General features: G+C 59.7%; 9 protein-coding genes and 1 pseudogene. 6 read left to right on the top strand and 4 right to left on the bottom strand.

Annotated features, from left to right (window positions below):
- The 3 genes from BLU15_RS40055 to BLU15_RS21100 form a co-directional block, all read right to left on the bottom strand.
- Positions 1-225: a hypothetical protein gene (locus BLU15_RS40055; protein ID WP_244546792.1), complete on the bottom strand. Its 225-nt coding sequence runs from the start codon at positions 223-225 to the stop codon at positions 1-3.
- Complete coding sequence (locus BLU15_RS21110; protein ID WP_244546791.1) at positions 222-3,599, bottom strand: nSTAND1 domain-containing NTPase; 3,378 nt, start codon at positions 3,597-3,599, stop codon at positions 222-224. The genes BLU15_RS40055 and BLU15_RS21110 overlap by 4 nt, the downstream gene beginning before the upstream one ends.
- A 349-nt stretch (positions 3,600-3,948) precedes the next feature.
- On the bottom strand, positions 3,949-4,224 hold the full coding sequence (locus tag BLU15_RS21100; protein ID WP_090297863.1) for a DUF4242 domain-containing protein: 276 nt from the start codon (positions 4,222-4,224) through the stop codon (positions 3,949-3,951).
- 94 nt (positions 4,225-4,318) lie between these two features.
- On the opposite strand from BLU15_RS21100, the gene BLU15_RS21095 reads away from it, so the two are divergent.
- Positions 4,319-5,707, top strand: coding sequence for a tetratricopeptide repeat protein (locus BLU15_RS21095; protein ID WP_090297778.1), 1,389 nt, complete (start codon positions 4,319-4,321; stop codon positions 5,705-5,707).
- A 163-nt stretch (positions 5,708-5,870) separates the two neighbouring features.
- Here BLU15_RS21095 and BLU15_RS21090 read toward each other — a convergent pair.
- Positions 5,871-7,626, bottom strand: a pseudogene (locus BLU15_RS21090) (chloride channel protein).
- A 221-nt stretch (positions 7,627-7,847) separates the two neighbouring features.
- Here BLU15_RS21090 and BLU15_RS21085 point away from each other — a divergent pair.
- The 5 genes from BLU15_RS21085 to BLU15_RS21065 all read left to right on the top strand — a co-directional run bounded on the left by BLU15_RS21085 (position 7,848) and on the right by BLU15_RS21065 (position 13,364).
- Positions 7,848-8,210 carry a MarR family winged helix-turn-helix transcriptional regulator gene (locus BLU15_RS21085; protein ID WP_090297860.1) on the top strand — a complete coding sequence of 121 codons (363 nt, stop codon included), beginning with the start codon at positions 7,848-7,850 and terminating at the stop codon, positions 8,208-8,210.
- Between the two features lie 272 nt (positions 8,211-8,482).
- The gene (locus tag BLU15_RS21080; RefSeq protein ID WP_090297775.1) at positions 8,483-9,673 is read left to right on the top strand and encodes a glycosyltransferase family 4 protein; all 1,191 of its coding nucleotides are present in this window, start codon (positions 8,483-8,485) and stop codon (positions 9,671-9,673) included.
- Between the two features lie 809 nt (positions 9,674-10,482).
- The gene (locus BLU15_RS21075; protein WP_060608643.1) at positions 10,483-11,424 is read left to right on the top strand and encodes a LysR family transcriptional regulator; all 942 of its coding nucleotides are present in this window, start codon (positions 10,483-10,485) and stop codon (positions 11,422-11,424) included.
- A gap of 166 nt (positions 11,425-11,590) precedes the next feature.
- Positions 11,591-12,346 (top strand): SDR family NAD(P)-dependent oxidoreductase, encoded by a 756-nt coding sequence (locus BLU15_RS21070; protein ID WP_060521303.1) that lies wholly within the window; start codon positions 11,591-11,593, stop codon positions 12,344-12,346.
- 478 nt (positions 12,347-12,824) lie between these two features.
- Positions 12,825-13,364, top strand: a complete 540-nt coding sequence (locus tag BLU15_RS21065) for a hypothetical protein (RefSeq protein ID WP_090297772.1) — start codon at positions 12,825-12,827, stop codon at positions 13,362-13,364.
- The last annotated feature ends 372 nt before the right edge of the window (positions 13,365-13,736 follow it).

The following is a 13,736-nucleotide window of genomic DNA, read 5'->3' as shown; positions in this document are numbered from 1 at the left end:
CTAGCTCCGGCATTCTGCCCGTTGACCGTCAACCGGCAAGAAGAAGCGCTTTCGCTCGCAGGGGGTCAGGTCGCGCAGTACGATGCTGTGGGCAAAAGCGATGAGCTCCCCGCGGCCATCCGGACTGAAGGTCCCGTACTCGACCGCATCGCCATCGGTTTCAAGTCTCGTAGTCTCGCGGCTGCTCGCCACATCCCAAATGCGGGCGATGGTATCCCCGGTCATGACGCGCTTTCCATCCGGGCTGAATACAGCAAACGCCGGTCGGTGTTGGTGTCGTAAGTAGTCGCCAGGACACCATCGATGTCCCACAGTCGGACTGTACCGTCGTACGAGGCCGTAAGGAGACCACTACCGTCGGGACGGAAAGCCACGTGTGTGACTGGCCCACGATGTCCTCTGATAGTCGCGAATTCATCGCCATCCGCGGCTTGGAAAGCAGACAGCTTGAGACCACCGGTTTCCTGCCCCAGCGCGCGACGCATATTGCCGGATATGCCATCCCAAAGACGCGCCGTGCCATCGAGGGAGACCGTCGCAATATAGCGGCCGTCATGGCTGAAGGTGCCACCATGAATATCGCTGGTGTGACCGAGGAGTGACGCAATCAGGGTTCCGCTCGGCACATCCCAAAGGCGGGACGCCATGGTCCATGTTATTGTGCCCCATGAGGCTGCCAGGATCTTGCTGCCATCGGGACTGAATACGACCTCATCGGGCCAAAACTGGTTGTCCAGGCTTCTGATTAACTGACGGTTCTCAATCCTCCAGATGCGAACAGAACGTTCATGCCCGTTGCCGGCCGCGACACTCAGACCATCAGGGCTGAACGCAGCCGACGTTGTCCCGAAGCTCTCAGCGATTTCAGTTCTTCCGCCGGTCTTTGTATCCCAGATAGTCAAAGCTCCTTGATCCGATCCGGTGAGCACCCGCGTGCCGGCAGGGCTGAACATCGCGGTGTGAACGTGGCCAGGCTGGGGAAGGACGAAGATCTGTTTGCCCGCCGCAACGTCCCAGATTCTCGCCGTGCCGTCGCGGCTGGCCGTCACGACACGACTACCGTCCGGATTGAAGGAAGTGCTTTCGACCGCGCCCTGGTGGCCCCTCAAGACGGCCATTTCCGTCCCGTTTGCAACGTTCCAGATGCGCGCGGTCCGGTCGTAAGAAGACGTTACGATACGGTCTCCGCCTGCATTGAAAGCGGCATATGTCACGCCAGCATCATGGCGGAATATCATGGTCGGATGGTGCTGGAACAGCGCCTGGTAAAGGGCAAATTCCGCTTCTTTCACATAGGGCCGTTCCGGGGCAGCAACGTCCTTCGGTAACGCCTCCAGCGCCAACAGAATGGCGGCTTCGGTGTCGCCGGTCATAGCGGTCTGCTGAGAAAGAAGCGAGAGGGAAAGGGATTGATTGCGGAGCGCCTGGTTACGCGCCTCAATGGCCTTCCGCTCCGCTGCACGGGCTTGGTCTGCATTGACTTGCGCCACCATAGCCTGTCGTCTCGCCTCGTGTTGCCCATGGAATCCGGCGATCGCACCAGCACCGGCGATGACGCCCAAACTTATCGCGATGATGGCTGCGTAACGCGTGCGCCGCGCAAGGCGTATCGCGGCCTCGGCCGCCAAGCTTCGGCGTTCAGCCTCACTTTCCAAACGCTCTCGCTTCGTGGTCTCTTCCACCTCTATGCGCATGCGCTCAACTTGACGCTCTTTCGCCAGCCTGGTCTGGTGCATCTGCAACGAGGCTTCGACGTAGGCGACGATCTCGTCTTCGACCTCGTCACGTCTCGACAGAAGTTCTTCGCCCTCTGCTAACCGCTTGCCGGGGGGCAGCAGAAGGTCTGGGTTCTTGTTGTCAAAAAGCCATAGGCGAGCATCCGCCTGCACGCGCGCACGTGTCTCGAGGAAATTCCGGTTCGCATACGCAATGTCCCGCGCTCGCGGCCAGCGAGTGAGAAGCGCTTCATGTGTTACGCGCACAACTGCATCGCCCGCAGGATTTTCGTCGCTGGCCAGGAGCCGGGCGGCCATCATGGCGTTGACGAGAACGATTTGCGCCGGCCGGCCGCTCCATTGCAAGAGCGAGGCAGGACGCGCCGTGATCGCCTCTTCGTCGAGGCGTACTGTAGTCAGAGCGGTGAGCACGGCAGGCAAGGCATCCTGTACGTCAGGGGGAAGCGACCCGACTACCTCGTCGGCGCGACGTGCAATCGCGCCTTCAAGGCCGCCAAACGCTCTATACGCCGCGAATGTGAGCAGACGGCGCTCTCGGCCTGCCTGGAAGAGCGCTTCCAGCATGAATTCGAGAAGGGGCAATGATCTGGCATCTGCAACCGCTGCCTCCTGCAGCACGTCCTCGAGCCGCCCCTGATCTGCGTCCTCCTCAAAACGCAAACCGGCTGCGCGTGCCGGCTCGCGGATGATCTGAGCGATTTCCGGGCCAGTCGGGGGCAACAGTTCATAGCTGCTGAGCCCATCCTTCAGCGTCCAGAAACCGGGAACCTCGCTGCAGCGGTGAAAAAAATCAGACCGGATCGTGCCAATCACCCAAACGAACCCGCTTCCTGCAAACGTCGCGAGCGCTCGCACTAGTTCCGTGTGGGACATCGGCTCCACCTCAGTCGTGAACAACTCCTCCATTTGATCTAAAGCGACCACCAACCGCGCCTGCGCACTGGCGTGCGCAGGCATAGTAGCTTTGGCAAGTGCGGCGCGGATCATCCCAAGGGCGCGCTCGGGTGCGCTACGAAGGTACTGCGTCAAATCCGTCACCGTTGTCTCTTGCGCCAATTCCGGCAACGCATCTTCACGAAGCAATGCGGCGGCCAATGACGCGATCGCGTCGGTTCCTTCTGACGGCCGGAACAGGCAACGCCGCCACAGAGCGATGCCCGCCACCGCGCCAGGTCGTGTGATCGTAGGGAGTAGCCCCGCACGCAGGAGAGAGGATTTGCCTGACCCGCTCATTCCATAGATCAGCAAGAAAGACTTGCCGTTCGCCGCTAGCTGTTCCAGCCGGTCGATGCAGAGGCAGATAGCGTGTGTACGGCCGAAGAAGAGATCGGCGTGTTCGAACTCAAAGGCGTCAAGGCCACGGAAGGGTGAATTGATACGCTCCTCCGACACAAGAGGCACACGATAAGCACGCACAGGCCGAGCGATGTTCTTCACCTTGTGCTCACCAAGGTCCACAAAATCCAGGGCGACCCGATCGCGAACCTGGGCATGGATCGCCTCGGAGACGCATATCCCGCCGGCCGGTGCAAGCGCCTCCAAGCGTGCAGCGACGTTTACTCCGTCGCCCAGAAGATTGTCGCCGTCCGCCACCACGTCACCGAGGTTGATGCCGATACGAAATCGCATACGGCTCGGCTCGGGCAGGTTGGTGTTCCGGGTGTCGATCTCCAGTTGGATTTCGGTGGCACAGCGCACTGCCTCGACAGGGCTCGCAAACTCCGCAAGAACACTGTCGCCAGCGCTGCCAAAGACGCGGCCTTCATGACGTGCGATCAGGCCATCAATGATCTCACGATAAGCCTTCAAGGTGGCAAGAGTAAGCTCTTCGTTCTGGCCGGTCAGCCGACTATAACCAGCCACGTCGGCCACTACGATAGCAGCTAATCTTCGCCGAAGGTCCATGGCTGGTGCCTGCTCTCCGCCAAATATCTTGTCACATTTTACGGCTGTGTAGGGAGAGTGTCCAAACAAAGCCTCAGGACCACGCCTCCCGGATCAGCCTTCGAGTCTTGCGGCGACATACATGCCGACGCAATAGCAGTAATAAGGGCCGGTCGCGGTTGCGACCGGCCCTCGATCAACGAACTCTGCGCTCGGCGCTCAATCGCGGCGACCTTGAATTCTGCCATTGCCTCGGCAACCGGCGCTTCGTAGATAGTTGTGCGGTTGAACCAAACCGTCATATGCTCGCCCGCCGCCAACCTCGGTTTCAGGCCAAATCTTCTGAGGCGATGTGCGCCACTTCGGTGATCTTCAACAGCGGAATTTGCGCAACCTCATTCGCCTCCTGCACTCGCTCGGCTGAGGGCGCCTCAAAGAGGCAGAAGGACTTTTCCTCCGACGGCACGAACGTCGAGCGCAGATAGCGCACGGGCTTTCCCTGCTGTGTCATCTCGGCGGTCACCGCCTTTGCGCGCCCAGCGGCGGCCATGAGCTGCTCTGGTGTGATGCCCGGCAAGTGTCGCTCGACCATATATTGTGGCATGATGAGGCTCCCTTTCAGCTTCAGCGAAGGCGTTGTCAAACCCTCGTCAATATGCGCATCCTCTAAATAATAGCGCGCTCCGCTGGTGAACGGTATGAGTATCTACTTCGCCGCTGTATTCACGGACCTGGTTCGACACTCCGCCGTGTGGAATAAGGTATCTCGCGACACCGTCACCCACGTCATCACCGAGTATCGGTATCTATCGCGCTCTCTCGCGGGCCAGTATGGCCGCCGACACGAGAACTTCACCGGTGACGGTCATCTCTATCTGTTTGAGTCTGCGGATGTGGCCGTCCATTTCGCGTTGAAGCTCATCGCCTACTGGAAGCAGCGCCGCCGCTCACTGTTCTCTGTCCCGGGTGCGCAAGATCTGCCGGTCAGAGTTGGCTGTCATTTCGGCGAATGCTCCCAGATGGAAGAAGAAGATGCCTGGGTAGGACGGGCGATCAACCTCGCCAAACGTGTGGAATCCAGCGCAGAGCCGGATTCGCTTTTCGTCACACAGACGATCCTCGAACTCATCGACCTGCCCACCTACGAGTTCAGCGAGGCTGGGTTCTTTGAGTTGAGAGGGGATTTTCTTCCGGCAAGACTGCTCTATCGGCTGTCATCAGTAGACAGGGCGGCGCTTGCAGCGCGGCCCGAAGACAGGCTGACGGCTGAGGACTGGTTTCTGAAAGGGGTCAGTCTTTCGGATCCACAGGGCAGCGTTTCGCAAGAGGAACTGCGATGCTACCAAGAAGCCCTTCGGCTTCGTAGCAACTATCCGGAACCTCACAACAATCTGGGTATCCTCTTCAAGGCGAACGGAGATCCAAACGCGGCCATCCAGCACTATCACGAGGCGCTTCGCCTTTGGTCGCAGTACCCCGAGGCACACTACAATCTAGCCATTCTCCTTGAAACCATGGGAAACCGAGCCGAGGCTGCGAACCATTACCGTCAGGCGATCAAACTTCGTCCCGACTATGTGGATGCATTGCTGCGGTATGCCGGCCTCCTCGATATCGCTGGTGACAGGTTTGGAGCCGAACAACACTACAATGAATCCATCCGCCTTCGACCTGGCTTTGCCGAGGCGCACAACAATTACGGTATCTTTCTGGAGAAACACGGAGACGCGTCGGGCGCGGAGCGCCACTACGCTCAAGCTCTCAATTTACGTCCTGACTACGCCGAAGCGCATTACAACTACGCGATGCTGCTTGAACGCGAAGACGGGGCCAAGGCCAAGGAGCATTACCGCGCCGCTATTCGTGCGTGTCCGGACTATGCCGAGGCACACAACAATCTGGCAGTTCTGCTGCACGAAAACGGCGAACTTGCTGCTGCGGAGCAACATTACCTGACTGCCCTCCGCCTCCGCCCGGACGATCCGGAAGCAAACTACAATCTCGGCTTGCTGGCGCAGCTCAAGGGCGACTTGGAGCTCGCCGACCAGCTCTTTCGTCGCGCTAAGGAGTTGGGAACGCGGCATTGAGGGCGAGCAACTGGCCGCGCAAGGGGCCGCGTTTCATACGCAAACCGGTCACCAAAAAAAGCCGGGGCCTTCCGCTAGCCGCAGGCAAGCAGGGTGCAAGCGCCCCGCCGGACCACATCAGTCAACGACCCCGCACCCTTCCAAGATAGGGCCGCCGTTCCAGCTAAGTGGATTTATGGGATTGCCTCAGGCGAAGCAGGTCCTTGCGGGTGACAAGACCGACCAAGGTCCCCAATAGCGGATCGGTGATGGGGATCCTCGCAACATCGGTCGCAATCATGATGTCCGCGATGTGACCAACGGTATCGTCGGGGTGCCCGATCGGGATCGCGGTGTCCGATACCTTGTCAGCCAGGATGTCGGCCCCGATGTCCGGACCTCGCTGCCACCGAAGCGCGTCTGCACGCGAAACCATACCGACAAGCGCACCGGCTTCGTTAACCACCGGATAGGTCCGGTGTGAATCGTCCGCCGCGGCGAAATGCGCACAGACCTCGGTCACCGACATTGTCGCCGGTAATGTGTCGACGGTGCTGACCATAATGTCGCGAGCGCGCGCGAATTCGAATGGATCGACACCATATTCTCGGCTGATGTGCTGGCCTCTCCGCGCAATTTTCTCCGTCAGGATTGACCGTCGCAGGAGAAGAACAGTCACCGCATAAGCGGCAACCGTGGCGGCCAGCAAGGGAATGAGCGTGTTGAGATCACCGGTGATCTCGATCGCGAAAAACGTTCCCGTCAACGGCGCGCGCATGGTGCCACCCATCATCGCCGCCATGCCGAGCAACGCCCAGAATCCCGGATCTCCGGGAAGCACCAAGCCCGTCAGCCATCCAAGGGCGCCTCCAAGGATCAGTAAGGGAGCCAGCACACCGCCTGATGTACCGGACGAGAGAGCGATCAGCCAGATCGTGGCCTTCACCAAGAGGATGGCGCCCACCGTCGATGTCGGCAGGCTGTTTTTCAGCAACCCTTCAATGACATCGTAGCCGACACCAAGAGCACGGGGTTCGATCAGGCCACCAAGCCCAACGGCAAGTCCCCCGAGCGCCGGCCACCACATCCAGTGGATCGGCAGGCGCTCGAACAGATCTTCAATCTTGTAGAGGAGAGTCGTGAGCAGCCCGGACTGAAGGCCGGCAATAATCCCCACTCCGGCACAAAGCAGAATACCCCACCACGGAAAATCGATCTGGAAATGCGTCGGGAACAGCGGTCCACTTCCGAACAGCAGCGGGCGCCAGGAGATGGCGACGCAGGCCGAGACCGCGACGGGAATGAAGCTTCGGGGTTTCCATTCAAACAGGAGAAGCTCGACCGCGAGCATCACGGCAGCGATTGGAGAGCCGAAGATCGTCGTCATGCCGGCCGCCGCCCCTGCCACCAACAGTGTCTTTCGCTCTGCCGCACTCATGTGGAAACAGCGAACCGATGGCGCCACCGGTCATGATGATTGGCCCCTCGGCTCCGAACGGTCCTCCCGTGCCGATAGAAAGGGCTGAAGACAGCGGCTTCAACACGGCGACCTTTGCCGACATACGGCTGCCGCCGATCAGGATGGCCTCTATCGCTTCAGGTATACCGTGCCCGCGGATCTTCTCCGAGCCGAAGCGCGCCATCAGGCCGATGACGAGCCCACCTGCCACCGGGATCAACGCCATCCAGGGTGAGAAGATCACGTCGGCGATGCGCGCCTCCTGCGTGCTCACCCGTCCAAACCAGACGATGTTGGTGACGAGCGCAATCAGATTGACGAGGAACCAAGCCGCAAACGCGCCGCCGGTTCCGACGATGAGCGCCATTCCAATCAACAGGAGCACGCGCCTATCGGTGGTGAAGTCGCCGGCTTCGCGGCGTGCAAGGCCGCCCATGAAATCGTGATGATGCGGACGGGAAGATTTCGATGACATCGGTATACCTGCTGAGCCGGCGGAACGGTGGGTGTGATCGACCGCAGTGCTAATATGTCGTAATACGATATAAATCAAGACGGAGTTGGCAGACGGTGCCTAGACGGGTATGGACGTAGCCAGCTGAAACAGTACTGGTGTCAAAGTCTGTGGCCAAGAAACAAGACGCACCTACGGATGCCGACTACGAGGCGCTGGCTAACCTGCGCTACATCCTGCGTCGTTTTATGGACTTCTCGACGTCCGCAGCGCAGCAGGAGGGGCTCCCCAGTCAACAACACCAGGCCCTGCTGTCCATCAAAGGCCATCGCGGCGAAGTGCCCATGACAGTCGGGGTCTTGTCCGAGCGCCTGGTCGTTGCTCGGCACACTGCTTCCGAGCTCGTCGAGCGGCTCGTGGGGGCAGGCTATGTGACGCGCGAGCCCGATCCGTCCGACAAGCGCCGTCAGACGTTGGCGCTTACCGCCAAGGCCGAAGACGTCCTTAACCGTTTGAGCGCCATTCATCTGACCGAAATCCGTCATATGGCCCCGCGCCTGATAGAGTTGCTCGGCAATCTGCAGACGAAAGGCCCTTTTTCCGAGGCTTGACCGCTCGTCCGCCGACAGCTTGCTCATTCCAGCGACCAGATTTGGACCGTTCCGCCTCGTGACCACGGGTACAAGGGAGCGAACGCCGCTTTATTTATATCGCGTCACGATATATCTTATCCCGTGCGGGATAGTTTTGGTGTTTCTCCCGGGCACTGACCCGTCGCGACCGCTTATTCCAGTAGCGCGTTTACTACGCTGCGAAAGTCCGATCGCCCGAATTTAAGGTGTTGTTAACAAAAGTAGTTGGGAATGCGAGGTGGCAAGCCAAATTGGATACGGGTAAGGGTGCCGACATCGTCGGAGCAGCCGGCATCGCCGGTGCGCGCATAACCATCATTGTTTCAGCACTCGGCGCCGGCGGCACTGAACACGTCGTCAGCCTTGTCGCCAGTCACTGGGCGCGGCTCGGCTGCGCCGTCACCGTGATTACCCTCGAAGCGCCTGCCTCCGAACCTTACTACAAGTTCGATCCGCGCGTCGCCATCGAGCGGCTCGACGTGCCGACTGAGAAGGCCACAAAGTTGCGCGCCGCATGGCTGGTGGCACGACGGCTCCATCGTCTGCGCTCGACGATCACCCGCTCCCGTCCCGACTTCGTATTGAGCTTCCTGACCCGGACGAATGTCCTGACGCTGGTCGCGACACGCGGTCTCGGGCTTCCCGTGATCGTCTCCGAGCGCAACAACCCGGCGGTACAGCCCTTCGGCCCCCTTTGGAAATGGCTGCAGCTTCGCCTTTATCCGCGCGCATTCGCTCTCGTGACGATGACCAAAGGGGCGCTCGACTACTTCTCGCCTGAGGTCCGCCGCCACGGAAGAGTAATCCCCAACGCCATCAACCTGCCCGCCGGCTGGGAAAACAGACGCGGCAACAAGATGCTCACGGCCGTCGGACGGCTGACCCGACAAAAAGGCTTTGATCTGCTGCTGGAGGCCTTCGCGAGGATCGCCGACACCCATCCCGACTGGAAGCTCGTCATCTGGGGGGAAGGCGAAGCGAGGACAGAACTGGAAGCCCAGCGCGACGCGCTCGGCCTCAGCAACCGGGTGGAGATGCCGGGCCTCACCGCAAAACCCGGCCTCTGGCTCGAAACCGCCGAGGCCTTCGTTCTCTCATCCCGCTACGAGGGCTGGGGCATCGTGCTGCTCGAAGCCATGGCCGCCGGCCTCCCCGTCGTCTCGTTTGCCTGCGACTGGGGCCCGACCGACATGATCGCCGACGGCGAGGACGGCATCCTCGTGCCGAACGGCGACATCGCCGCGCTCGCCGATGCGCTGTCCAACCTGATGGCCGACGAAGCCTTGCGCGCCCGCCTTGCAGCGAACGCCGAGGCCAACGTCCGGCGCTATGATGCGGCTCACATCCTGTCTCAATGGGACGTCGTTGCGCTATCGGCGCTGGAACACTCAAGCGCGCGCAAAATGCCGGTAAAGCCCTATCCGGCCAAGGCGGCGGGTTAGACAGCCTGGTGATTGCGCAGTCGGCGATGCAAGCGAGCACGTCGGCGAACCACGCTTATGGATCGATGTCATTGAGCTTGGCGCCTTATGCCACGCGCGGCAGGCGGTTTCGATCAGCGAAAGGATCGCCGCGGCTAGCCGTTTTTCGTTTATGCATCTAGGCAACTCGCGACCGGCCTCGACCAGCTTCAGAGCTGCGTCTCCCGCATGTGCGCACGGCTGCCATCGTTATGGCGCGCACAGAGCTTCTCGCCCGCTCATAGGACCGCCTCGTAAAGCTCGCGCCCCCACAGCCAGGGAATGAGGCAAGTCGCGCGCGAAAGGGCGAATTTGGTCGTGAGAGCGTCTATCGACGCTCGTTTCGAAGGGATCAGTTACTAGAAATGCGCTAACGAGTGCGTTTGACCACAGCGCGATGACTTTAGAAATCGTCGTATACGGCGTATCCTTCGACGGCAAAGCCGATCAGCATGAGGGAGAACTAGTGAAGTCGATCAGCCTTAGGGCCCGCTTCAAACGAGACACCCAACCTTGAACTTGCGACGCACGTACGCCACCGCGCCCTGAATTCAGGAAGATCAGCGCTGGCACGCGCGCGGTAGTGCGGTTCACCGAGGCGAGGACTCGATCAATGGTGGCGGCTGTCACCTGGCAGGGAGCTGAGGTCTAGGCGGACTTGGCGGCTCCAGGCACCCTCGAAGCCCTCCCAAACGCCTTAGACCGGAAGCAAGGCCCGTCGAAGAAACATCCATGGCGTCAAGAGTCGCCCTCGGTATATTGTCGAAGTTCCGATCACCAAGGCCATCAAATTGGATCAGATACTCGCCATACGAACCTTCGTCCGCGTTGCCGAAGCGGGTTCCTTCGCAAAAGCCGCAGACACGCTGAACTTGCCCCGGTCCTCCGTCAGCAAACTCGTACAAGATCTCGAAGCGCATCTCGGGACGAAGCTCGTAGAACGAACGACCCGAGCTGTGACTGTGACCACGGAAGGCGCCGCCTATCATGAGCGCGCACTTCGCCTGCTCGCGGATCTCGATGACATGGACGGCACTGTCGCCGGCTCGCGCAGCACCCCCAAGGGAAGACTGCGTGTGGACGTCGGCTCTGTGCTTGCGAACCACATTATCATACCCTCTCTTTCGGATTTCCAACGGCAATACCCGGACATCGATCTCATGCTCGGCGTCAGTGATCGCTCCGCCGATCTGATTGGGGAAGGGATAGATTGTGTAATCCGCGGCGGCTCTCTTGCAGACTCAAGCCTAAAGGCCCGCAAACTATGCGAACTCGATTACATTCTTTGCGCGGCACCTACCTACCTGGAAGGTCGAGAGCTACCGACGCGTCCAGACGAGATCGAGGCGCATCGAGTCGTCAGCTATTTCTCAGCATCGTCAGGAAAGCGTTTTCCGTTGCGGTTCCTGCGAGGAAATGAGCGAACTGAATATGTACCGACATCCAACGGCATTTCGGTCAACGAAAGCACTGCTCACTTGAATTCGCTCGTGGCCGGGCTGGGCATCGGTCAGAGCTTCGGCTTTCTGGCAAAGCCGCATATCGAGCGCGGCGCTCTCGTCGAGCTCCTCCCCAAATGGAAGCCGGAAAACCACTCACTGCATCTCGTTTATCCGGGAGATAGGTTTCCCAACCCGAGGCTGCGGGCCTTCGCCGATTGGGTGACGGGAGTTTTCGAGCGCGTCGATGCCAGGCGCAGTTCTGCGACCGAGACCATCCATCCAGATGGATAATGTCTCCATCCCGAGCGGCTTCTCGCCGACGGGGAGACCAACTACGTTCGTCCCATCGGAAGGCGACGCGGGCGAAGGCCAAAGCCCCCTACGAACATTTCAAAAACTTCCACAGCCCGCGCATTCGGACTGGATCCTTTCGCGCGTGCAGCATTAGGAGAATAAGATGACGAACAGACTTGCAAACAAGATTGCCGTGGTAACTGGAGCAACCAGCGGCATCGGACTTTCGACTGCCAAGCTCTTTGCAGCCGAAGGCGCCCGCGTCTACATTACGGGCCGCCGCAAGGACTCCTTGGACAAGGTAATTGCGGAGATCGGCGAGGCTGCCGTTGGCGTGCAGGCCGACTCATCGAGCAACGAAGACCTGGACAAGCTTTTTGCCCAGGTGAAGTCGGAACACGGACGCCTTGACGTCCTTGTCGTAAACGCCGGTGGAGGTAGCATGCTCCCGCTTGGGCAGATCACCGAGGAGCAGGTCGACGATACCTTCAGTCGCAACGTGAAGGCCGTCATCTTTACCGTGCAAAAAGCGCTTCCGCTGCTGGGTCACGGCTCGTCGGTCGTGCTAACCGGTTCGACCGCCGGTACCGAGGGTACCGCCGCCTTCTCGGTCTATTCCGCTTCCAAGGCCGCAGTCCGCAACCTGGCTCGCTCCTGGGCGCTTGACCTCAAGGGCACCGGCATTCGCGTCAACGTGGTTTCCCCGGGCGCCACACGCACCCCCGGCCTCGTTGAACTGGCTGGCAACGACAAGGAACAGCAGCAGGGTCTCCTCGATTATCTCGCTTCGCGTATTCCGCTCGGCCGGGTCGGCGAGTCCGAGGAGATCGCTAAGGCCACCCTGTTCCTTGCCTCCGACGACGCAAGCTTCGTCAACGGCTCCGAACTCTTCGCCGACGGTGGCCAGGCCCAAGTCTGATCGGCCGCGTTTTGGGGGACCGCAAGGACTTTCGACGAAGGACCAAGTGACGCAAAAGACGCGCGGCGTATGGTGAGTTTCAAGCCTAACCATATGCCGGGCGCTATCCTCTTCCAGTCGATATTTACGCAAACATTTTAGCCCAGAACGTGAAGAGTACCGCAACTAGGGTGCACAGAGGTCAACCAAGGCCCTTCGCACCTGGGTCGCCGGCGTTTACCGCTCGGGGCAGGTAGCGCGAGCCCGGGCCTTGTTCTTGCCTGACTGAAGACGGCTCGCGCAGTTCATCCTCCATCCGGACTAATGGCGGCGTAACGGGTTATACGCTTCACGACCTTGCCAGTGACCGTTGAATGTCACTCCGCAAACACCTTATGCCGAGCTTGAAATTTAGATCCACCTAATATCTACTAGCTGTAATTGCACTGTGCACCGCTCCAAGCTTTTGATCATGGGATGGCTTTGCTGAGGATGCTTCATGTTTTTGGTCCGCACCGATCTCGATGAAGCCATCCAACGATGGCGCGACATCATATTCGCATCCTTGCCATCCGACCGACTTGGCGCGTACGTCGCTTTGCGCAAGCATGATCTGACGATCGAACTTCATGACGTCGAGGAGGATAGCGATCTTCTTGTCTTTGCCTCCGAAGGCGAAGCGTTGGCCGAACGATTTCGTTTGGCTTACCCCTATGTCGTGACATATGCAGGCAATCCCGGCTATCCGCTAGAATATCTGGTTTGGCTTTCATTTCACATGCAAGCAAACTTCGATCGGCTAGGTGTCCTCGAAGTGAGTGCGACTTATGAGGACCAGGGCGGCGAAGTCGAAAGCATGTCTGCCGTTGCGATGGGCTTCTCGCACCAGACCGACCTTGAAGAATTCATAGATCGGTTTGATGGTCAGGACCTGAGCCAGGACCCCCACTTCGGCCACGAGGTGTATGTCTCCGAAGTCAGAGGCCCCTCTCCATCCCCGGGTTCGCCGATGATCCCGCCTCCGCTGGACGCCGGTTGAAATCGAGGATCCTTGAAATAGCCCGGCGGTTGCTGCGTAACTCGAATTGATTAGCCAGAACCCCTATAAATTCATTGCTATTCAGCGTTTCACTTGCAACAATATACCTGTAATTGCGCACCCACAAAGCACACGTTAAAAATGAGATTCGTGCTGGTTTTTATTGCCGCGCAATTCCTCAATTTACGAACGCGCACCTTGATTGAGCCTCCGCCCCCTGCGGGGGCTCAATCATCTGCGCCGACCTCCGAATCAATTGAATTGATCGACTGGGGTGACGCCGGACCTGCGATCGCTTTGGTCCGGCCTGCGCCGCACGCAGTTCGTGGGTGACGCGCCGCATAGCCATTCCTCACGGTGCCATGGAGCCGA

Source organism: Ensifer sp. YR511, assembly GCF_900103045.1.
Classification (GTDB): domain Bacteria; phylum Pseudomonadota; class Alphaproteobacteria; order Rhizobiales; family Rhizobiaceae; genus Ensifer; species Ensifer adhaerens.
This window is presented reverse-complemented; position numbering and strand designations above follow the sequence as displayed.